This window comes from Arthrobacter sp. CAU 1506, from assembly GCF_005047635.1.
Classification (GTDB): domain Bacteria; phylum Actinomycetota; class Actinomycetes; order Actinomycetales; family Micrococcaceae; genus Crystallibacter.
Genome location: NZ_SUKC01000007.1, coordinates 166,827 through 187,188 on the forward strand (window position 1 = coordinate 166,827; position 20,362 = coordinate 187,188).

The 20,362-nt window shown below is 66.6% G+C and carries 17 protein-coding genes; 8 read left to right on the top strand and 9 right to left on the bottom strand.

The features are described 5' to 3' along the window. Positions 1-106: 106 nt before the first annotated feature. Genes E4J89_RS10240 through E4J89_RS10250 form a run of 3 tightly spaced genes read right to left on the bottom strand, consistent with a single transcriptional unit; the run spans position 107 to position 4,565 of the window. Positions 107-1,522: an aldehyde dehydrogenase family protein gene (locus tag E4J89_RS10240; RefSeq protein WP_136786027.1), complete on the bottom strand. Its 1,416-nt coding sequence runs from the start codon at positions 1,520-1,522 to the stop codon at positions 107-109. Then, entirely contained in the window at positions 1,519-3,171 is a 1,653-nt protein-coding gene (locus E4J89_RS10245; RefSeq protein WP_136786028.1) for a thiamine pyrophosphate-dependent enzyme, read from the bottom strand. The genes E4J89_RS10240 and E4J89_RS10245 overlap by 4 nt, the downstream gene beginning before the upstream one ends. A 44-nt stretch (positions 3,172-3,215) precedes the next feature. Beyond that, entirely contained in the window at positions 3,216-4,565 is a 1,350-nt protein-coding gene (locus E4J89_RS10250; RefSeq protein ID WP_136786029.1) for an MFS transporter, read from the bottom strand. A gap of 210 nt (positions 4,566-4,775) precedes the next feature. On the opposite strand from E4J89_RS10250, the gene E4J89_RS10255 reads away from it, so the two are divergent. Then, positions 4,776-6,308: a PucR family transcriptional regulator gene (locus E4J89_RS10255; protein ID WP_136786030.1), complete on the top strand. Its 1,533-nt coding sequence runs from the start codon at positions 4,776-4,778 to the stop codon at positions 6,306-6,308. Between the two features lie 174 nt (positions 6,309-6,482). Here the strand turns inward: E4J89_RS10255 and E4J89_RS10260 are convergent, their stop codons facing one another. Beyond that, a complete protein-coding gene (locus E4J89_RS10260) occupies positions 6,483-8,123 on the bottom strand; it encodes an amidohydrolase (protein ID WP_205754458.1) in 1,641 nt (546 codons plus the stop codon). Between the two features lie 158 nt (positions 8,124-8,281). Between E4J89_RS10260 and gcvPA the strand changes: the two genes are divergently transcribed. From gcvPA to E4J89_RS10285, 5 genes are read left to right on the top strand one after another with little or no spacing between them, the layout of a single operon-like run. After that, positions 8,282-9,676, top strand: a complete 1,395-nt coding sequence (gene gcvPA, locus E4J89_RS10265) for an aminomethyl-transferring glycine dehydrogenase subunit GcvPA (RefSeq protein WP_205754459.1) — start codon at positions 8,282-8,284, stop codon at positions 9,674-9,676. Then, the gene (gene gcvPB, locus E4J89_RS10270) at positions 9,673-11,340 is read left to right on the top strand and encodes an aminomethyl-transferring glycine dehydrogenase subunit GcvPB (protein ID WP_136786032.1); all 1,668 of its coding nucleotides are present in this window, start codon (positions 9,673-9,675) and stop codon (positions 11,338-11,340) included. The genes gcvPA and gcvPB overlap by 4 nt, the downstream gene beginning before the upstream one ends. Continuing rightward, positions 11,337-12,482 (top strand): NAD(+)/NADH kinase, encoded by a 1,146-nt coding sequence (locus tag E4J89_RS10275; protein WP_136786033.1) that lies wholly within the window; start codon positions 11,337-11,339, stop codon positions 12,480-12,482. The genes gcvPB and E4J89_RS10275 overlap by 4 nt, the downstream gene beginning before the upstream one ends. Before the next feature lie 37 nt (positions 12,483-12,519). Then, positions 12,520-13,269: an SDR family oxidoreductase gene (locus E4J89_RS10280; protein ID WP_136786034.1), complete on the top strand. Its 750-nt coding sequence runs from the start codon at positions 12,520-12,522 to the stop codon at positions 13,267-13,269. Between the two features lie 2 nt (positions 13,270-13,271). Further along, positions 13,272-14,105: a 3-hydroxyacyl-CoA dehydrogenase family protein gene (locus E4J89_RS10285; RefSeq protein ID WP_136786035.1), complete on the top strand. Its 834-nt coding sequence runs from the start codon at positions 13,272-13,274 to the stop codon at positions 14,103-14,105. A 72-nt stretch (positions 14,106-14,177) separates the two neighbouring features. On the opposite strand, the gene E4J89_RS10290 is transcribed toward E4J89_RS10285, so the two are convergent. Then, positions 14,178-14,498 carry a cupin domain-containing protein gene (locus tag E4J89_RS10290; protein WP_276606341.1) on the bottom strand — a complete coding sequence of 107 codons (321 nt, stop codon included), beginning with the start codon at positions 14,496-14,498 and terminating at the stop codon, positions 14,178-14,180. Between the two features lie 227 nt (positions 14,499-14,725). On the opposite strand from E4J89_RS10290, the gene E4J89_RS10295 reads away from it, so the two are divergent. Together E4J89_RS10295 and E4J89_RS10300 are read left to right on the top strand one after the other, a co-directional pair. Beyond that, the gene (locus E4J89_RS10295) at positions 14,726-16,057 is read left to right on the top strand and encodes an MFS transporter (protein ID WP_205754460.1); all 1,332 of its coding nucleotides are present in this window, start codon (positions 14,726-14,728) and stop codon (positions 16,055-16,057) included. A 243-nt stretch (positions 16,058-16,300) separates the two neighbouring features. Continuing rightward, positions 16,301-16,771: a MarR family winged helix-turn-helix transcriptional regulator gene (locus E4J89_RS10300; RefSeq protein WP_136786036.1), complete on the top strand. Its 471-nt coding sequence runs from the start codon at positions 16,301-16,303 to the stop codon at positions 16,769-16,771. 97 nt (positions 16,772-16,868) lie between these two features. Here the strand turns inward: E4J89_RS10300 and E4J89_RS10305 are convergent, their stop codons facing one another. The 4 genes from E4J89_RS10305 to E4J89_RS10320 are packed head-to-tail and all read right to left on the bottom strand — an operon-like array spanning position 16,869 to position 20,359. Further along, on the bottom strand, positions 16,869-18,227 hold the full coding sequence (locus E4J89_RS10305) for an NAD-dependent succinate-semialdehyde dehydrogenase (protein ID WP_136786037.1): 1,359 nt from the start codon (positions 18,225-18,227) through the stop codon (positions 16,869-16,871). A gap of 47 nt (positions 18,228-18,274) precedes the next feature. Further along, positions 18,275-19,438: a fumarylacetoacetate hydrolase family protein gene (locus E4J89_RS10310; protein WP_240691839.1), complete on the bottom strand. Its 1,164-nt coding sequence runs from the start codon at positions 19,436-19,438 to the stop codon at positions 18,275-18,277. Positions 19,439-19,466: 28 nt separating this feature from the next. Next, positions 19,467-19,910, bottom strand: a complete 444-nt coding sequence (locus E4J89_RS10315; protein WP_136786039.1) for a VOC family protein — start codon at positions 19,908-19,910, stop codon at positions 19,467-19,469. After that, positions 19,910-20,359: a cytidine deaminase gene (locus tag E4J89_RS10320; protein ID WP_136786040.1), complete on the bottom strand. Its 450-nt coding sequence runs from the start codon at positions 20,357-20,359 to the stop codon at positions 19,910-19,912. Before E4J89_RS10320 ends, E4J89_RS10315 begins: the two co-directional genes overlap by 1 nt. Between the last annotated feature and the right edge of the window lie 3 nt (positions 20,360-20,362).

Genomic DNA, 20,362 nt, shown 5'->3' on the forward strand with positions numbered 1-20,362 from the left:
ATGACGGCGTCAGGGCACGGAAGAGCAACCGGGTGCATCACGTCGTCTAGTCCACGGGAGGCCTCGGTTCTGACGAACCGAGGCCTCCCGTTCAAGATGGTGACCCTTAGGTCAGCGCGGTGGTCACCGACTTAACCCGCGTGTAGCTCTCCAGCGCGTACACCGAGAGGTCCTTGGCGTTGCCGGAGTGCTTGAAGCCACCGTGCGGGGCCTCGGCCGGGCAGACCTGGTGGCAGTTGATCCAGGTCTCGCCGTAGTCCAGCGCGTTGATCACACGGTTGGCGCGGCCCAGGTCGCGCGTCCAGACGCTGGCGGCCAACCCGTAGTTGCTGTCGTTGGCCAACGCGATCGCCTCGTCCTCATCGGCCACCGGCTGAATGGTGATCACCGGCCCGAAGAGCTCCTCCTGCACAATCTCGTCGTCCTGTCGGACCCCGGCCACGACCGTGGGGGCCAGGAAATTTCCCGGCCCGTGCACCGTTCCACCGGTGAGCACGCGGGCGTGTTCCGGCAACCGGTCGAGGTATCCCTTGACCCGCTCCAGTTGGGCAGCACTGTTGAGCGGCCCGATGTCGGACACCCCGTCCGCTGGTCCGCCAAAAGTGGTCGCGGCCGCTGCCTTGGCCAACTGCTCGCACATCTCCTCATACACGTCCTGATGCACCAGCACCCGGGTGATCGCGGTGCAGTCCTGGCCGGCGTTGAAGAATCCGTGGAGGGCAAGGCTCTTCGCCGTCGCGGCGATATCGACGTCGTCGAACACCAATGCAGGGGCCTTGCCGCCCAGCTCCAGGTGCACATCCTTGAGACCGTCGGCGGCGCTGGCCATGACCTGGCGGCCCGCGCGGGTGCTGCCGGTGATGGCAACAAGTTCCGGCAGCGGATGCGCCACCAGCGCACGTCCGGTCTCCCGGTCCCCGCAGACCACGTTCAGCACTCCCGGCGGCAGATACTCTTGGGCCATTTGTGCCAGCAGCACAGTGCTGTAGGGGGTGGTTTCGGCGGGCTTGATCACCAGGGTATTTCCCGTGGACAGTGCAGCGCCGATCTTCCATACGGCCATCATCAGCGGATAGTTCCACGGCGTGATCTGGGCGACGACGCCGATCGGCTCGCGCCGCGTGTGGGTGGAGAAGCCGGACAGGTACTCCACCTGCCCCATCCCGGTGAGGGTGCGGGCCGCCCCGGCAAAGAACCGCAGCTGGTCGGCGGAGCGCAGCACTTCAATGGTCCGGGTGGCCTCGCGGGGCTTGCCCGTGCAGGTCAATTCCGCGTCGGTGAAAAGGTCCGCATTCGACTCGATCAGGTCGGCCAGCTTCAGCAGTACGCGCTGGCGTTCGGCCGGCGTGCTGCGCTTCCACATCTTGAAAGCGGTGGCCGCGGCCCACACGGCGTCGTCGACCACCTCGGCGGAGCTGTTCGGCGAGGTGCCCACCGGCTTGCCGGTGGCCGGGTCGTGGAAGGTCAAGACCTCATCGCAGGTGACTACCTGCCCATTGATGACATTTCCGAGCGTGATCATGCTGTCAGGCTCTCCTTTTCAATAGCGGGTCCTCGTGTCTCAGGGTCGACCACGAGGTGGATCAGGGCAGGGCCGTCGAACGCCGCGGCCTCCGCGTAGGCCTCGGCGAAGTCGGCGACGTCGGTCAACTGCCGCCCGTAGGCTCCATAGGCGCGGGCCAGCGCCGCGAAGTCGGGGTTGACCAATTCGGTGGCGCTGGGACGCCCCGGGTATTCCCGCTCCTGGTGCTGCCGGATGGTCCCGTAGCAGGAGTTGTCCACCACCAGCACCACCATGTTGGCCTTTTGTGCGACGGCGGTGGCCAGTTCCTGCCCATTCATCAGGAAGCAGCCATCACCGGCGACGGACAACACCTGCCGGTCCGGAAAGACCAGGCTCGCCGCGACAGCAGCCGGGATGCCCACGCCCATCGCGCCATTCTTCGGGCCCACCACGGACGGGTAGGAGCGCGAGGGCAGGAAGCGCTGCGGCCAGATGGCGTGATTGCCCGCGCCGTAGGTGACCACTGCGTCGGCTGGCAGCAGCGACCGGAGCTGCTCCATCACCGCGCTCAGGTCCACGCCGCTCCCGCCGTCGCGCAGCGGCGTGGAGTAGGTGTCCCAGTTCCGCCTGCCCTCGGCCAGCCAGCCAAGGGCATCTTCCCGGAACTGCGCCTGGACGGCGGCCCGTTCGACGAAGCGCGATGGGGAGACCAACAGCTGCAGATCGGTGCGGCCGAAGTGCGCGGTGGCTTCTGGGTCGGCGCTGATCACGACGGTGCGTGCCTCTAGCCCCAGCGTGTAGCCGTCGCTGAGCACGTCCGAGCGCACGGCACCCAGGTAGACGATCAGGTCGGCCCGTCCCGCGTAATCGCTCAGCTGCTTGCTGCGGCCGTAGCCCAGCATGCCCACGTAGCTGGTGCTGTCGTTGTCGATCACGTCGTAGGAGCGGAAATCAGTGGCCACCGGCAGTGCCTTCGCTTCGGCCCATTTGGCCAGCGCGACAGCGGAGTCCGGGCTCCAGCGCTCACCGCCGGCGATCACCAGCGGTCGCTCGGCCGCGTCGATCAGGGCTTCGACCGCGGCCAGGTCCGCGTCGGAGACTTCGGTAGAGGCCAACGGGCGGGTAGGGGCCACGCGAGCGGACACCCGCTCGCGCAGCACCTCCTCGGGCAGTCCGATGATGACTGGGCCGGGCCGGCCGGACGCCGCCACATGCATCGCCTCGGCCACCAAGGCCCCGGCTTGGTCCGGAGCGTCGAGTACGTAAACCCGCTTGGCTGTCGAACCGAACCAGCCCTCCAGCGAGAACTCTTGGAAGGCCTCGTGGCCGCGTTGGGCGGTGGGAATCAAACCGACGAAAAGCACCATCGGTGTCCCGTCCTGCCAAGCGGTGTGCACCGAAATCATCGCGTTCGCCGCTCCCGGCCCGCGGGTGACCATGGCGACGCCCGGGGTTCCGGTGAGCCGCCCCTCGGTCAGCGCCATGATTCCGGCGCCACCCTCCTGCCGACACACCACGGTGCGGATCGTGGAGTCATAGAGTCCATCGAGTGTGTCGAGGTAGCTCTCCCCCGGCACGCAATAGACACGCTGCACGCCCAGTGCTTCAAGTTGGCGCACGATCAGGTGTCCTGCGCTGGTGGTCGAGGTTTCTTGTACTGCGTTCACTGCTGTCCGTTCTGCCGGGTGCCGTTGAATCGTTCGGTGCCGTGTCAGTGCCGGCCGGTGCCGGTCAGTTCGCCATCGAACTCCAGCGCGGCGGCCTCATCCTCTGCTTCGCGCTTGGCGGCCACTTTGCGGGAGCCGGCGCCAATCGCTCCGATCATGCTCACCAGCGAGACTCCCATCAGCAGCAGGGCCACGCCCCACGAGGCGTTGCCGTTGGCCACCAGCAGTGTCTGGGCGATGATCGGCAGGAAGCCCCCGATGATGCCGAAGACGTTGTAGGAGACGGCCATGGCACTGTACCGGTACTGGGCCGGGAAGATACCGGCGAGCAGCGACCCGATCGGGCCGTAGGGGATGGTCAGCGAGGCCATGCCGATGATGATGCCGAGGGTCACCAGCACGGGGTTGGCGGTATCGACCAAGGCGAAAACCGGGAAGGCCAGCACTGCGGAGATCAGGGCGCCGGAAGCGCAGACCCGCCAGGCTCCGAAGCGGTCGGCCAGCCTGCCGGAGACAATGATGACCACGATCTGGGCCAGCGCGCCGAACAGGGTTGCGTTGAGCATGGTCTGGCGCTCCATGCCCAGGACCGTTGTGCCGTAGCTGATCATGAAGGTGGTGATGATGAAGAACCCGGAGCCGCCCAGCAACGCGGCCATGCCGCCGAGAATCATGCGGCCGCCGGTGTGGCGGACTGCCGCGGCGAGCGGGACCTTCACAACCTTCTGCGTGGCCTGCAGTTGTTTGAAGATGGGCGATTCCTCCACGCGGTAGCGCAGGTACAGGCCGACGCCGAGGAACGGGAAAGCCAGCAGGAACGGGATGCGCCAGCCCCAGGACAGGAAGTCTTCCTCAGGCAGGGTTGCGACGATAGCCAAGGCGCCGGTGGATAGTAGGGTGGCCACCGGCGAGCCCAGCTGCGGGATGGCGGCGTAGATACCGTGCTTCTTCTTCGGCGCGTGCTCCATCACCAGCACCATGGCGCCGCCCCATTCGCCGCCGGCGGAGATGCCCTGGCACAGGCGCATGAGCAGCAGCGCGAGTGGCGCGAGCAGACCAGCAGTTGCGTATGGCGGAAGCAGACCGATAATGCCGGTGGACAGGCCCATCAGCGCGATCGACCCGACGACGGCGGCGCGGCGGCCAATCCTATCGCCCACGTGGCCGAAAATAATCGCGCCCAGGGGCCGGGCGACGAAACCGGCCGCGAACGTGGCGAAGGAGAGCATCGTGGCCACGGCGAGGTCGTGGGCCGGGAAGAAGAGATGTGTGAAGACGACGGCTGACGCCGTGCCGTAAAGAATGTAGTCGTACCATTCCATCGCGGTGCCGGCGAAAGCCGACGCTGCGACGCGCTTCAGCTCGCGGGGCGAAGTAGTGCTCGTGGATGACATGCGGTCTCCTGATGCGAGTGCCGACCGCCTGCTGCGGTCTTGACCTGTATCACGGAAGCCTGCCAGTCGGCGGCGACTACTCAACATCGCCCCCGCGTACAATTGCCGGAGCCATCTATCCGTGGCGGACAGTGCTTGAGAGGTCCGGGGCGCGCAAGCTGGGACGTCGGGTTAGGCAGGATCCGGCAGGCAGAGGGGAGACCGGCAAGAATGTTACGACTATCCACGGTCCTGGTTTCGCCAGGGCTGGGGCTGACCCGCGTCGGTCCCGCCACCGGCGCAGACCCTGAGGTCAAGTGGGCCCACGTGAGTGAGCTGCCCGACCCCACGCCCTGGCTGGCCGGTAACGAACTGCTGCTGACCACCGGCATGGATCTCTTCCGGGATGATGCTGCCACCGACGCCTACTGCGCCAGGCTGGCCGCGGCTGGCGTGGCCGCTTTGGGGTTGAGCACGGGTGCTTCCCTGCCGCATCCGCAGATGCCGCCGCGGCTACCGGCCGCCGCGGAGAACGCGGGCTTGGAACTGGTTCACGTGCCCGAGAGCACCCCGTTGCAAGCGGTGGTTCGCCGAGTCAGCGATGCCCTGAACGAAGAGCAGATGGAGCCGCTGCGGCGCGCCCTACTAGCGCAGCGCCAGCTCAGCGAAGCCGCCACCGGCCCCGACGGCGTTACGGCCGTGCTTCAAGCCCTGGCGGCCAATACGACCATCACCGCGGCGGTCTATGACCCTACCCTGCAGCGATTGACCAGTACCGGGGCCGCCGCCGAGGCACAGTTCGCGTCCCGGCGCTCGGAGATTTCGGCCCGGACACTCGAAGGGCTGCGCTGGACTATCGCCGACGACCGCGCCGCGGAATCCACCGTGGTGGCCCCGCTCGGCTCCCAAGGACGGCTGCGCGGGGTGATGATCGCGGTCAAGTCCGGCGCCATGACCACCTACGACCGGGCGCTGCTGGCCATGGTGTTCTCGCTGCTGAGCGTGCTGCTGGAGCTGCGGCACTCCAGCACGTACCAGCAGCGCAGGGCACGCGACAGGGCGGTCGATGCGCTGCTGGCCGGGAACCTGACTGAAGTCGAGGCCACGGTGCGCTTGGCCCGGGCCGGTGTGGAGTGTTCCGCGCTTCAGGCGGTAGCGCTTCCGGCCGCGCTCGGGGAGCCCAGGGTGACGTCGCTGGTCTCGCAACTACAGGGCGAGTGCACGGATGTCTTGGCCCGCGAGCGCACCGACGAGTGGGTGCTGTTGCTGTGCGACCCAGAGCCGGGTGTCGCTGCCCTGCTGTCCGATTTGATCGGCCGGTCGGGGGCCGGCCCGGCCGGCATCGGCACAGAGGTGAGCCCGGAACGCGCTGCGCTCAGCCTCCGCCAAGCCCGCCGCGCCCAGGCCTTGGCCGCGAGCCGCAAGGTGGAGTGCGTCGTGCTCCCGGACAGCGCCGGCTACCGCGCCATGCTAATGCTCGGCGACGCCGCCGAACGGGGCAGTTTCGCGGACACGGTGCTGGCACCGCTGGACGAGCAGGACGCACGGGGGAACAGCGATCTGGTCCAGGCGCTGCACGCCTATCTGGAGAACACCTCGAATGTAGAGGCGGCGGCCACCCAGCTCGGAGTGCACCGCCACACCATGCGGGCGCGGCTGGCAAAAATCGCGGAGCTGACCCAGCGCGACCTGGCCAACTCGGCGGACCTGCTGGAACTCTGGTTGGCCTGCGAGTTCCGCGCCCTGGCCCGCGAGGCCAGCTGACCGTCCACGAGCCCATGCGGCCCGCGAGGCCAGCTGACCGTCCACGAGCCCATGCGGCCCGCGAGACCGGCTGACCATCCCAGAGCCCCTGCGCGCTGAGCCGCGCCGACACCTAAGCGTCCAAGACGCCGTCCCACAACCGCGACGACAACTGAACCGCGGGGCCCGCGGGACTCAGCCCGCGAAGATCCCCTGCGGGTCGTGTTCGGCGACGCCGCCCACCAGCGTGGCCAGCACCAGCGTGGCTCCGATCTGCTCGGTGGGCACGGCGGTGGGGTCCTGGTCCAGCAGCACAAGGTCGGCGTGGAACCGCTCGCGGATCCGCCCCTTGCTGTGCTCCTCGCGGGAAGCGTAGGCCGAGTCCACCGTGTAACTCTTGAGCGCCTCCAGCGCGCTGACCCCTTCGTGGAGGTTGAACGCTCGTCCGGAGGACGTACGCCGTTCCACCATGGCCTGCATCGCCGGCAGCGGCGCACCCTGGACAACCGGGCGGTCTGAACCGCCCGGGACCACCAGCCCGGCGTCCAGGAAGGAACGGTGCCGGTAAGTCCACGGCAGGCGCTGCTCGCCGATCACCTCGGCCACGCCGTCGCCAATCTCATAGACGAAGCGGCCCTGCGGAGAGGGAATGATGCCGAGCGCCACGAAGCGCTCCAACTGGTCGGGCCGCACCACCGAGGCGTGCTCGATCCGGTGCCGCGGGTCGGGCCGGTGCCGCGAGGACAACGCGGCCTCGATCACGTCCAGCGCCACGTCGACCGCGTGGTCTCCGATGGCGTGCACGGCCAACTGCCAGCCGCCGCGGTGTGCCTGCACGGTGAGGTCGCGCAGCTCCTCGGGGCCGAACTGCATCACCCCGGCATGGTCATGGCCGCAGAAGTTCTCCGTCATGGACGCGGTCCGGCTCATCAGCGCCCCGTCGGTGAACACCTTCAGCGGACCCACCGAAAGCCGGTCGTCGCCCAGCCCGGTGCGGATTCCCAGGTCCAGGCCCAGATGGTAGTCATCCGCCGCCGCGGTGACGACGGAGTGGAAGTTCTCCATGGCCACCATCAGTTGGGTGCGCAAGCGGATCCGCCCGGCCTCGTGCCCTGCCTGGTAGGCGGCGAGCTCCACCGGTGACGAGCCGACCAGCGGGGAGGCACCGATCCCGGCCTCGGCTACCGAGGTCAGCCCCTCGGCCAAGTAGCGGTCGCCGGCCAGCCCCAACGCCTGGATCAGGTCGGCCTCGCTGAACGGCTTGCGCAGGTCGCGGAAGGCGGTCATCGCCTGTTCGGCCACTAGGCCGGTAGGCGAGCCATCGCCGTCGCGCTCGATAAGACCGCCGGACGGGACCGGAAAGGACGGGCTCAGCGCGCCGACTGCCTCGAAGACGGCGGTGCTGGCCACCAGCATGTGCGAGGTGCGGTGGATGAACATGACCTTGCGCCCGCCCGACGCCGCGTCCAGCTTGGTCCGCACCGGATGGCCGCCGATCCGGGTCTGGTCGTAGCCCGAGCCGGTGATCCATTCCCGCCCGGGTTCGGCGGCGGCCGCGGCAGCGACCGCGTCGTAGAGCTGGTCGGCGGAGGTGAATCCGCTCGCGTCGATTTCCTGCAGCTGCTGGCCGAACGCCGCCATGTGGTTGTGCACGTCGTGGAAGCCGGGCGTGACGGTGGCGCCGGCGGCGTCGACAATGCGCGCGGCGGGCAGCTCCGAAATGTCGTCGTCGAGGCCGACGATCCTTCCGTTCCACACGCCCACGGCGCGGGCCTGGGGGCGCTCGTCGTTGAGCGTGAGGACATTGGCGTTCTTGATGATCAGATCCAGCTTCACCCTCCCCACTCTAGGCATCACGGCGTGAGGACCCGAATGTCCAGCATGGACAACATTGCCGAAAGTTTGTCCACCACGGATACATCTTGTGGCGCTGCCGACACGTAGGTTCTTACTCAACACGCTCCGGCATCCGCCGCACCACCCAGGAGGTATCCATGGACCAAGGAACTATGCCCGTGCACCCCTATGTCCCCAACTCGGCCCCCGCTACCAAGCAGGCCATGCTCGACACCATCGGGGTCGCGTCTATCGACGAGTTCTTCGAGTCCATCCCGGACGAACTGCGCATGAAGCGCCCGCTGGACCTGCCGCCGGCCCTGTCGGCGGAATCGCAGCTCCAGCGCCACATGAGCGGGCTGCTGGCGAAGAACCAACCGACTACGGTCGCCCTGTCCTTCCTGGGCTCTGGCTGCTACCCGCACCACGTCCCGGCCGTGTGCGATGAAATCAACCAGCGCGCCGAGTTCCTCACCGCCTACGCCGGCGAGCCTTACGAGGACCACGGCAAGTGGCAGGCTCTGTTCGAGTACACCTCGCTGATGGCCGAGCTGCTCGAGATGGACGTGGTGAACGTCCCCACGTACGACGGCTACCAGGCCGCCGCAACCGCACTGCGGATGGCCGGCCGGATCACCGGCCGCGGCCGCGTCATCGTCGCCGACACCCTTGCCGCCGGCAAACGCGCAAAGATCCAGACCTTCCTGGCCGGGGCGCTGGACATCGACTTCGTGGCACCGCGGCCGGCTACCGGCCGCATCCATCTGGAAGACGTGGCCGCTCTCCTCGGCGAAGACACCGCCGCCGTGTTCCTGGAGACCCCGAACATGCTCGGCGTCATCGAGGGCGACGCCGGTGCTATCGCCTCGTTGGCGCACGGCAACGGCTCCTTGCTGGTCTGCTCCACCGACCCGCTGAGCCTGAGCTTTACCGCGTCGCCGGCCAGCTGGGGCGCCGACATTGTCTGCGGAGACATTCAGTCCTTGGGCTTGGGCATGCACTTCGGCGGTGCGCACGGCGGCTTTATTGCCACGCACGACGACGAACGCTTCGTTTTCGAATTCCCGTCCCGTTTGTTCGGGCTGGCTCCCACCCGCGTCGACGGCGAGCTGGGATTCTGCGACGTCGCCTACGAGCGCACCTCGCTGGCCATGCGCGAGGAAGGCATCGAGTGGGTCGGCACCGCGGCCGCGCTGTGGGGCATCACCGCCGGCGCCTACCTCGCGCTGATGGGCCCGGAGGGCATGCGCACGCTGGGCGACACCATTGCGGTGCGGACCCGGCAGGCGATGGACGCCCTGGCGAAGGTCGACGGCGTCGAGGTGCTGCACACCGACAGCCCGCACTGGCGCGAATTCGCCGTCCGGTTCCCTGGCCGCTCCGCTGCCGAGGTGAACGCCGCGCTGCTTGAGCGCGGCATCTACGGCGGGGCCGCTGCCCCCGCGGTGCTCGGCGCCGGAGCCGACGACACCGCCATCTACTGCGTGACCGAGCTGCACTCGCTCGGCGACATCACCCTGCTGGCCAGCGCACTGGAGGACATCCTGTCATGACCGTGATCGACACTGAACCCACTGCCGTCGCCGCGCCGCTGCCGGCCCTGCCCGTGGAGAAGCCGCTGCTGCGCGACTACCACGCGGCCCGATGGGACGAGCCACTGATCTTCCAGCTCAGCGCCGAGGGGCACCGCGGCATCGACGTGCCCGCCGAGGATCCCGCCGCGCTCGAGGCCACCCCCGAGTCCGTTTTCCGCCGCAGCGATGCACCGGGCCTGCCCGAGATCGGCCAGTCCCAAGTGCTGCGGCACTACCTTCGGCTGTCGCAGGAGACGCTGGGCGCTGACCTGAACGTGGACATCGGCCAAGGCACCTGCACCATGAAGTACAGCCCCAAGGTCAACGAGCGATTCGCCGGTTCCGGGCAGTCGGTGCACACCCACCCGTTGCAGGACACGTCCACCATGCAGGGCACCCTGCAGATCCTGCACGAGCTGGAGTCCTATCTGGCCGAGGTGTCCGGAATGGATGCCGTCAGCCTGCAGGCCGGTTCGGGTTCCGCCGCCATCTACGGCAACGTGAAAATCGTCCAGGCCTTCCACGAAAGCCGCGGCGAGGCCGAGCAGCGCGACGAGATCATCACCACGATCTTCTCCCACCCGTCCAACGCGGCCACCGCCAAGACCGCCGGGTACAAGGTCATCACGCTGTACCCGGATGAGAACGGTTTCCCCGATCTGGACGCGCTGAAGGCAGTTATTTCCGACCGGACCGCGGCCCTGTTCATCACCAACCCGGAGGACACCGGGATCTTCAACCCACGGATCACCGAGTACGTGGACGCGGTGCATGCCGTGGGCGGCATCTGCGTCTACGACCAGGCGAACGCCAACGGTCTGCTGGGCATCGCCCGTGCACGCGAAGCAGGCTTCGACCTGTGCCACTTCAACCTGCACAAGACGTTCTCTACCCCGCACGCCTGCGGCGGCCCCGCGGCCGGCGCGATCGGCGCGACCAACGAGCTGGCGCCGTTCCTGCCCGGGCTGCGAGTCGAGCGCACCTCCGAAGGCTACGCCTGGGCCAAGCCCTCGGAGTCGGCCACCGCCGACATCCGCCCGTTCCACGGAGTCATCCCGAACCTGATCCGCGCTTACACCTGGATCCGTTCGCTGGGTCCGGAAGGGCTGCGGCAGGTTTCAGAGATCGCGGTTCTGAACAACAACTACGTGCTGGCCCAACTGCTGAAGGTCGACGGCGTCACCGCTCCCTATGCGGCCGGCCAGCACCGGATCGAGCAGGTGCGTTACTCGTGGGAGAAGCTCGCCGGCGAGACCGGCGTCAGCTCCTCGCAGATCGGTGCCCGCATGGCCGACTACGGCATGCACTACTGGACCAGCCACCACCCGTATGTGGTCCCGGAGCCGCTCACGCTCGAGCCGACCGAGTCCTACTCCAAACGCGAGCTGGACGAGTACATCGAGGCGCTGCGGCACACCGCGGCCGAGGCGCGCAGCAACCCGGCGCTGCTGCAGGAAGCCCCCTACCGCAGCAGCATCCATACCGTGGATGTGGACGCCACCACTGACCCGGACACCTGGGCGACGTCGTGGCGCGCCTACCGGCGCAAGTACCTGGGCGAGGAGTTCGCCGCGGTGCCGCGCTGGCAGCCGGCTACCGACTTGCCGGTGCGGCAGCGGCCCCCGAAGGCACACCACCGATGAGCACCGCGGCGGGCCCGCTCCGGATCGGCCTGATCGTGAATCCGGTGGCCGGTTTGGGTGGGCCTGCCGGACTTAAGGGCAGCGACGGCACGGACATCCAGGCCGAGGCGCTGCGCCGCGGTTCCGTGCCGCGCAGTGCCGCGAGGATGGGCCGGATGCTGCGGGAGCTGCGCCGCCGCGACGTGCCGGTGTGGCTGCTGGCGGCTCCTGGAGCGCTGGGCGAAGACGCGGCCCGCGCCGCCGGGTGGGAATCCGACGCCGTCGTGCCTTGGCCCGGTGCCACCGCCCCCGCGGCGACCACTGCGGCGGACACCACCACGGCTGCCGCGGCCCTGACCGCGTGCGGCATCGACGTGCTGGTGTTCGCCGGCGGCGACGGAACAGCCCGTGACGTCGCCGCCGGGCTCGGTCCCGACGACGTGGTGCTCGGCTTGCCCGCCGGGGTCAAAATGCAGTCCGGCGTCTTCGCCCGCTCCCCCGAGTCCGCGGCCGGCATCCTCGCCGACGCCGCCCGCGGCGTCGGCACCACCAGCGTGGCCGAGGTGGTCGACATCGACGAGCAAGCCCGCCGCGAAGGCATCATCAGTTCGACGCTGTACGGGCAGCTGCGCGTGCTGGGCGCCCGGGCGCAAATGCAGGGCGGCAAGGTCGGCTCTCGTTCGGAGCCGCGCGAGGTGCTGGGCGGGATCGCCGCCGAGTGCGCCGGGCGGATCGACCCTGAGGCCATGTGTCTGCTCGGCCCGGGAACCACCGTGGCCGCCGTGGCGGCAGGGATGGGCCTGGACTCCTCCCTGCTCGGCGTCGATGTGCTGCACCGCGGCCGGCTGGTCGCCACCGACTGCTCGGCCGCCGAACTGCACCAGGTCACGGCCGGCCACCGCCTGCAGGTGCTGCTCTCCCCGGTCGGCGGTCAGGGCTTCCTGCTCGGGCGGGGCAACCAGCAACTCGACGAGGCCTTGCTGGCCAGGCTGTCTCCTGCCGAACTGCTGATCGTCTGCACGCCGGAGAAGCTCGGCGCCCTCGGAGGCGGCCCCTTCTACGTGGACGTGCCCGGACCGGACCTCGCGGCCGCGCTCACCGGGCCGCGCCGGGTCGTTACGGGCCGCCGTCAAGAAGCCGTGGTCCGGCTTCAAGCGGCCTAAAATTTCCCTCACCCCACCTGCGAAAGGACGTTTCCCGATGTCTGCATCATCCCGCGTCGCCGTGATCACCGGCGGCGCCGGCGCCTTCGGCAGTGCGATCTCCGCCCGGCTGGCCGACGACGGTTTCCGCGTTGTGCTGGCCGACGCGGATGCCGAACGCGCTGCCACCGCCGCCGCCAAGATTCCGGGCGCTACGTCCTGGAAAATGGACGTCACCAGTGCGGAATCGGTGCACACGGCCATGGCCGGCATCGGGGAAGAACTCGGCCGCATCGACGTCGTCGTGAACAATGCCGGCGTCGCCCCGCCGGGCGGCATGACCACGACGGCACTGGATGCCTTCGACCGGACCTTGTCCATCAACTTGCGCGGCTCCTATCTGGTCACCTCCGCCGCCATGCCCTGGCTGCAGGCCAGCGAGGCGGCCCGGGTGGTGATGATCGGTTCGCGCACCTGGCTCTCCGGCGGCAACCCGGCCTACACAGCGTCCAAGGCCGGGATCGTGGGCCTGTGCCGCAGCGTCGCCCAGGAACTTGGCCCCTTCGGCGGCACTTGTAACGTGGTCGCGCCCGGCCCGGTGGACACCGCCTTCGTGGACGGGATGGGCATGGGCACGGACCGCGCCGCGAATTTTGAGCGCTACATCGAGCAGACGCCGCTGCGGCGGACGGCCTCGCCGGACGATGTGGCACGGGCCGCGGCCTTCTTCGCCGGCGACGGCGCCTCCTTCATTACCGGCGAAGTGCTGCACGTCGCCGGCGGCCTCCAACTCGCTCCAAAGCTGTAGGGATGGATACCTTGATCGATTTTGCCGACCACTTCAACCACCGGGCCGTCGTCCTCGGCGCGGGCACTATGGGCGCCGGCATCGCGGAAACCTTTGTTGCCGCCGGCTGGCACGTCGACTTGGTAGACCCCTCGGACGAACAGCGGGCCGCCGCCGCCGGACGCGTCGCCGAAGCGGGCGGATCGGGCACGCTTAATCCCGTGGTTTCCGTGGAAGCGCTGGAACCGGCCGGATTCGTCGTCGAATCCGTGCCAGAGAACCCGACGTTGAAGGCTTCCGTGCTCGCCCAGGCGGAGCGGGTGCTTCAGCCCGAGCTGCTGTGCAGCAACACCAGCTCGCTGAGCATCGGCGAACTGCAGCTGGCGCTTGAACGGCCGGAGCACTTCCTCGGCATGCACTTCTTCCAGCCGGTCCCGAAAACCCGGCTCATCGAATTGATTACGACGGCGGCCACCTCCGAACATTCACTCGAGCTGGCCCGCGCCTGCACCATCGGACTGGGACGCAAACCCGTGGTGGTCAAGGACTCGCCGGGCTTCGCCACCAGCCGACTCGGGGTCGCCATCGGCTTGGAAGCCATGCGCATGGTCGAGGAAGGCATCGCCACCGCGGAGGACATCGACGACGGCATGATTCTGGGCTACCAGCACGGCGTCGGACCCCTGCGCATGACGGACATGGTGGGCCTGGACGTCCGGCTGGCCATCAGCGAGCACCTGGCAGCTACGCTGGGGCCGCGTTTCGAGCCCCCGGCGCTGCTGCGGCAGATGGTCGCCCGCGGGGAGCTGGGCCGCAAAACCGGCCGCGGTTTCTTCCACTGGCCCGAGACCGTCTGATCAGATGGGTGGGGCCCCGGCAGTCGCCGGGGCCCCACCCATTCCGCTGCGCGAACGCCGAGAGACCAGCCCCTACTTCAGCTCGATTTCCACAAAGGCCACTTCGGCACCGGTTTCGTTGACCACGTTGTGCTCGCTGCCGGCCTCCCGGGTGTAGGAGGCCCCGATGGCCAGCGGGTTGGTCGAAGCGCCGGTGCGCGTCTCGACGGTCAGCTCGCCGCCGGTAATCGGCACGACGACGTAGTCAACCGGGTGCATGTGCCAGCCGGTCTCCGTCCCCGGCGGGAAACGCCACTCGGTGACCGTGACACGCTCATTGTCGATCTGCACCGTCGCGGCTGCGCTGCTGCGCACCACGTCGTCGGCCGTGCTGACGCGATCGTTGGAGTTCACGTTCAAAACCACACCTTCCATTCGTAGACTTTGATGCCCTTCGACCAGCCTCTCGCCAAGCGCCACGTCCTTGGATATCCACCGTGGACAATCTGCCTCCCGGTTTGTCCCGGACGTACAGGCGTTAATCCGTAATGCAGCGCATAGGGTTCACATGATCAATGTGTTCCGTGCCACTATTCTTCGCGGAGTCACCCAAGATGCAGTGGCGTTATGCAAGGAGAATCATGCAAAACCTTCAGTCTCCCTCGATGACGGAGAAGACCGTGGCGCCCCCACAATCCTCCGCCAAGAAAGTCGCTCTTGCCAGCTTCATCGGCACCAGCATCGAGTGGTACGACTTCTTTCTCTACGGAACCGCATCTGCCCTGGTCTTCGGCCAACTCTTCTTCCCGTCCGGTGATCCGCTGATCGGCACCCTGCTGGCTTTCGGTTCGTTCGGCGTGGGCTTCGCCGCCCGTCCGATCGGCGGCGCCATCTTCGGAAACCTGGCCGACAAGATGGGCCGCAAGAAGATCCTCGTGGTGACCCTCTTGATCATGGGGCTGGCCACCACCGCCATCGGGTTCCTGCCCACCTACGACGAGATCGGCATTCTGGCTCCCATCCTGTTGGTGCTCCTGCGCCTGATCCAGGGATTCGGTGTCGGCGGCGAATGGGGCGCCGCAGTGATGATGGCCGTCGAACACGCCCCGAAGACCAAGAAGGGGTTCTTCGGCTCGGTGCCCCAGATGGGTGTTCCGGTCGGGACCATCCTGTCCACCGGCGCTTTCGCCCTCTTGACCTTGTTGCCGAATGAGGACTTCCTTAGCTGGGGCTGGCGGATCCCCTTCATCGCCAGCATCGTCATGGTCATCGTCGGCCTGGTCATCCGCTTCACCCTGTCGGAATCACCGGAATTCCAGCAGGCCGTCACCACGGGAACTGTCGAGAAGATGCCGGTCAAGACGGCCATCAAGGACCACTGGCGCGAAATCCTGTACGCGGGTGGCATCCGCTTCTCCGAGAACTCGGTGTTCTACGTGGTCACCGTTTTCGCCATCACCTACGGCGTCGACGCGCTGGGGCTCGAGCGCGGTCCGATCCTCAACGCGGTGCTGATTTGTTCCGCGGTCGAACTCCTGCTCATCCCCTTGTTTGGCTCCTGGTCGGAGCGGATCGGGCATCGGCGGCTCTTCCTTGGTGCTGCCATGGCATCGGTGGCGGTCGCCTTCCCTTTCTTCATGCTCTTCAACACGGGCAACTTCATCGTCATTGCCGTGGCCATGTCGATCACGATTGGCATCGCCTGCGCCATGTTTGCGTTGGAGCCGGCCGTGATGGGTGCTCTCTTCCCGGTCGAAGTACGGACCAGCGCGGTGTCCATCGGCTACCAGCTGGCGGCCGTCCTGGCCGGCGGCCTCTCGCCCTTCATCGCCACCGGCCTGTACGCATGGTCCGGTCGCCAGTGGTGGCCCATCGCAGCTTACTTGTCGGTCATGGGCCTGATCACCCTGCTCGCCACCCACATGGCGACGAAGTCCGCGAAATCAGCACAGGAGCAGGTGGCCACTTCCTGATTTGGCTGCGGATGGGGTCCGGGGGTGAGCGACAAGGCGCACGACGCCGTTGCTCCCCCTCGGGCCCCGATGCCAGTTCCCGGGACGCTGGTTCCGCGGAGGCCCGTCTACGTCGTCCGTTACGCGGCAATTTGCAGTGCGGCAACGACGATGATCAACTAATCGGAGAGCAGGGCTGGAAGTGACCTTCGTCGCAACGGCTCAGTCCTTCTCTCACCCGCTTCACCACCACGGGAGGTCCACTTGACGCACGCAGCCCACGAAGATCACAAGACCGGAATCACCGCCTTGTTGTCAGCCTCCTACCATTTCATGATGGGGCGGATCATCGATGACCTTGCCGCCGCCGGACATAGTGACCTGTCCAAGACGCAGCTGCACCTGCTGTCGAGGATTGACGGGGACGGCATGACCGTCGGCGATCTGGCTGCGCGGGTCCAGATTCCGCTCCAGATCGTGAACAACCTCGTTCAGATGATGACCGAGAACGAGTACCTCGCCACCGAACGCGTCGGCGACGACATCCAGGCGACCTCGGTGCGGGTTGCTGACCGCGGCACCGCAGCTCGGCGGCTCATCATCGAGTCCCAGCAGTCGGTCGAGCGGGACTGGGCGACCGCCCTCGGCGAGGAGTCCTACGAGTCCCTCCGCGGCCGCCTCCGCGACCTCTTCGACTCCACAACGCATCGCCAGCCGGCGAAGACCCACAAGTAGGCGAATTCCACCACGGACAGCACCAACGGCGAAGCGGTCCCGGGATTCAAAAGACCCCGGGACCGCTTCGCGTGATGTTCGACCGCCAAGCCCTCGCTTAGAGCCGGACGACCTTCTTATTCATGAACTCGTCCATACCGAGCGGACCAAGTTCGCGGCCCACACCCGAACGCTTGATGCCGCCGAACGGCAGGTCGGCTTGTGATCCGCCCGCTTGGTTGATGTAGACCATGCCGGCCTCAATCTGGTCCCCGACTCTCCGCGCCCGCTCCGGATCAGCGCTGAAGACGCCGGAACCTAGCCCGAATTCCGTATCGTTAGCCAGTTCCACGGCCTCCTCCTCGCTGGAAGCTCGGAAGACAATAGCGGCCGGGCCGAACACTTCCTCATGGTATGCGGCCATCTCGGGAGTGACGTCGGTGAGCACTGCGGGCTGGACATAAGCGCCCGGGCCGTCGATCCTGTATCCGCCGGTACGCAAGGTAGCTCCCTGTTCCACGGCTTGCTCGATCTGGCGTACAACCTCGTCTGCAGCACTTACCGAGGACAGCGGTGCCAGGGTGGTCGACGGATCGCTGGGGTCACCGGGGGCAAAGGCCGCCATCTTCTCGGTCAGCTTTTCGACGAACTCATCGTAAATGTCGGCCATGACAATCATGCGCTTGGGTGCATTGCAAGCTTGGCCCATGTTCCCCATCCGCGACGCCACCGCGATATCCACGGTTTTGTCCAGATCGTTGGAGTCGAGAATGACCATCGGATCCGAGCCGCCCAGTTCCAGGACAACCTTCTTGAGGTTCCGGCCGGCTTCGGCCGCCACGGCGGAACCCGCACGTTCGCTGCCTGTCAGTGAAACGCCCTGAATGCGCTTGTCGGCCAATGCAGAAGCGATCTGCTGGTTGCTGGCGTAGATATTGATGTAGGCGTCCTCGGGCACTCCTGCTTCGCGAAGCACCGACACAATCGCAGCTGCGGATTTCGGGCAGTTGGAGGCGTGCTTAAGCAGAATGGTGTTGCCCAGCATCAGGTTCGGGGCCACGAAACGCGCCACTTGGTAGTACGGGTAGTTCCACGGCATGATGCCCAGGATCACCCCAACGGGCCGCTTTTGGATCACGGCGTTGCCACCCTGGATTTCCAGCGGTTCATCGGCCATCAACGTCTGGCCGTTCTGGGCGTAGTAGCTGAAGATTTCGAAGACAGTGCCGAGCTCGCCCTTGCTTTCTTCGATCCGCTTGCCCATCTCCTGGGTAATGATCGCGGCCAACTCGTCCGTGCGCTCCTTGAAGACTTCGGCGACCCGCTGGACGATCTTGGCGCGGGTTTCCACCGGGGTTTCTTTCCAGGACAGGTAACCCCGATGCGCCTGCTCGATGGCTTCTGCGATCTGCTCATCAGTGGCGGTGGGGAATTCTTCGATGACCGTGCCGGTGGCAGGGTTCGTAACTTTGTACACGAGGTCTCGCTTTCGTTGTCGTGTTCGTTAGGGAAGAACGTAAGGGTTCAGAGGAGAGAACGTTGACGCAGGTTTTGGATCAGCGCCCAGATACCGAACTCCCAGCGGTGCGCAGTTTCCGAGTGCTCTACCTTGTTGATCAGCGCGCCCAGACGTGGGTTCGAAATGCTGACGGTATCGCCAAGTTCATGGGTGAATCCTGCACCGGGCGCTTTTCGATCCTGGGTCGGCGCGAACAGGGTGCCGGTAAACAAGACGAAGCCGTCGGGATACTGGTGGTGGTCGCCGTAGGCATGTTCGATGAGGCTGGCAGGATCCCGGCTGATGTTTTTCATTGAGCTCTGCCCCTCGAGCGTGAATCCGTCCGGCCCTTCCACCCGCAGGTTGATGTCGAGTTCCCGCACGTCGTCCATTCCGAACGAATCGTCGAAGAGCCGGATGAACGGTCCGATCGCGCAGGAGGCGTTGTTGTCCTTGGCCTCGGTCAGCAGCAGCGCGCTGCGTCCTTCGAAGTCGCGAAGGTTAACATCGTTGCCCAAGGCCGCGCCCAGTGGGGTGCCGTCGGAGCGCACGGCCAACACAACTTCCGGTTCGGGGTTGTTCCACGTGGACCGCGACAGCACGCCAATCGACTCACCGGTGCCGACCGATGATAGCACCGGGGCCTTCGTGAAGATCTCCGGGTCTGGTCCAATGCCCACTTCCAAGTATTGGGACCACAGACCTTCGGCTTTGAGGATCTCCTTGACCCGGGCCGCTTCCTCCGTGCCTGGCTGCACGCTGGAGATGGCGCCGCCGATGGCGTCGGCCAACTGGTCGCGGATGGCTGCCGCTTGGCTGGCGTCACCCTTGGCCCTTTCTTCGATGACGCGTTCCAGCATGCTCTCGACGAAGGTCACGCCGGCGGCCTTCACGACCTGCAGATCGATCGGTGCAAGGAGCCGCGGCTTGGACATGTCGGCGTCCACAGTGGCGGCGATGACGTCGGTCAATGCCCACCGGGGGCGGTTTTCCAGATCCTGAACAGCAGAGAGCAAGTCGGCGCGTTCGAACAGGGATGAGACCGTCGGCTCGATGCCGGTGATATCAACAATGTCCGTTCCATCGACGACGACGACGCACGGCCCGTTAGCTTCCGGATCAAAGATTCGCCCAACAAGGGTGGCATTCTCCGCGTCGAGTGGCAGGAGATCGGAGAGAGAAATGTTCACGTTTACTTTCCAGTCGTTGGGTGGCGGGTCAGGAAGCGGCGGCGGCAGCAGCAGAATCAACGGCGCCGGGCTCTCCGCCCTCATACCATGCGAAAAATTCCCAGAGTTCGCCGCACGGCCCCGCAAAGTAGAGGCACCGCGCGTTCCAGGGGTAATCCTCCGGTTGGGAGTAAACCTCCACACCGCGAGCGGTGAGGTCCGAGTACATCGCATCGATTGCCGCTGGTGAATCGAGCTTCACCGCGAGCATCACTCCGTGCCCGGCGGGATCGGTCGTTTGGGACGGCACGCCGGTAGTCTCGGTGATTTTTCCAGCCTCCCAGAGGGCGAGGATGACACCCGGGCCAGCGAAGTCAGCGAATCCCGGCATCCGGTGCTTGAGGGTGTAGCCGAGTTTCTTCGTGTAGAACGCAATCGAGGCGTCCAGATCGCGGGTAATCAGGCAGATATCTGTAATCGTTGGCTTTTCCATTATTTGCTTTCACTCGTCGGGTCGCCGACCGTCCAGCTGTTCTCATGCGGGAACATCCACGGCTCGGGCATTAGGGTCTTGGCGGGCACCTTGCGCACGGCCCCGCGCAGGTCGATGATGACGTCGGCGTCGGGACAGTAGGTACCCATAAGTTCCCGGCAGACGCCGCACGGGTTGGTGACCACCACTCGTCCTGCGCTGTCTTTGCAGACGGCAACCACTTGGGTGATGTCTGCATCGGCCGCCATCTGTGCGTTGGCGATGGCCGAGGACTCCGCACAAACATTTATCCGGCGGGAACCGATGTGCAGGCCCAGATAGACGGCCCCGGTGCTGGTCCGCACGGCGGCCGCCACCTGATGCCGCTCTCCGTGATGGGCCTTAGTCAGCATGGCCTTGGCCTGTTCGAAGAGGTCGACGTCAGCGGCGGTCAGGGATTCGTCGTTCATGCT

Coding starts and splice junctions, on each gene's coding strand:
- E4J89_RS10240 (WP_136786027.1), bottom strand. CDS start 1,522: ATGATCACGCTCGGAAATGTCATCAATGGGCAGGTAGTCACCTGCGAT.
- E4J89_RS10250 (WP_136786029.1), bottom strand. CDS start 4,565: ATGTCATCCACGAGCACTACTTCGCCCCGCGAGCTGAAGCGCGTCGCA.
- E4J89_RS10255 (WP_136786030.1), top strand. CDS start 4,776: ATGTTACGACTATCCACGGTCCTGGTTTCGCCAGGGCTGGGGCTGACC.
- gcvPA (WP_205754459.1), top strand. CDS start 8,282: ATGGACCAAGGAACTATGCCCGTGCACCCCTATGTCCCCAACTCGGCC.
- gcvPB (WP_136786032.1), top strand. CDS start 9,673: ATGACCGTGATCGACACTGAACCCACTGCCGTCGCCGCGCCGCTGCCG.
- E4J89_RS10275 (WP_136786033.1), top strand. CDS start 11,337: ATGAGCACCGCGGCGGGCCCGCTCCGGATCGGCCTGATCGTGAATCCG.
- E4J89_RS10280 (WP_136786034.1), top strand. CDS start 12,520: ATGTCTGCATCATCCCGCGTCGCCGTGATCACCGGCGGCGCCGGCGCC.
- E4J89_RS10285 (WP_136786035.1), top strand. CDS start 13,272: ATGGATACCTTGATCGATTTTGCCGACCACTTCAACCACCGGGCCGTC.
- E4J89_RS10295 (WP_205754460.1), top strand. CDS start 14,726: ATGCAAAACCTTCAGTCTCCCTCGATGACGGAGAAGACCGTGGCGCCC.
- E4J89_RS10315 (WP_136786039.1), bottom strand. CDS start 19,910: ATGGAAAAGCCAACGATTACAGATATCTGCCTGATTACCCGCGATCTG.
- E4J89_RS10320 (WP_136786040.1), bottom strand. CDS start 20,359: ATGAACGACGAATCCCTGACCGCCGCTGACGTCGACCTCTTCGAACAG.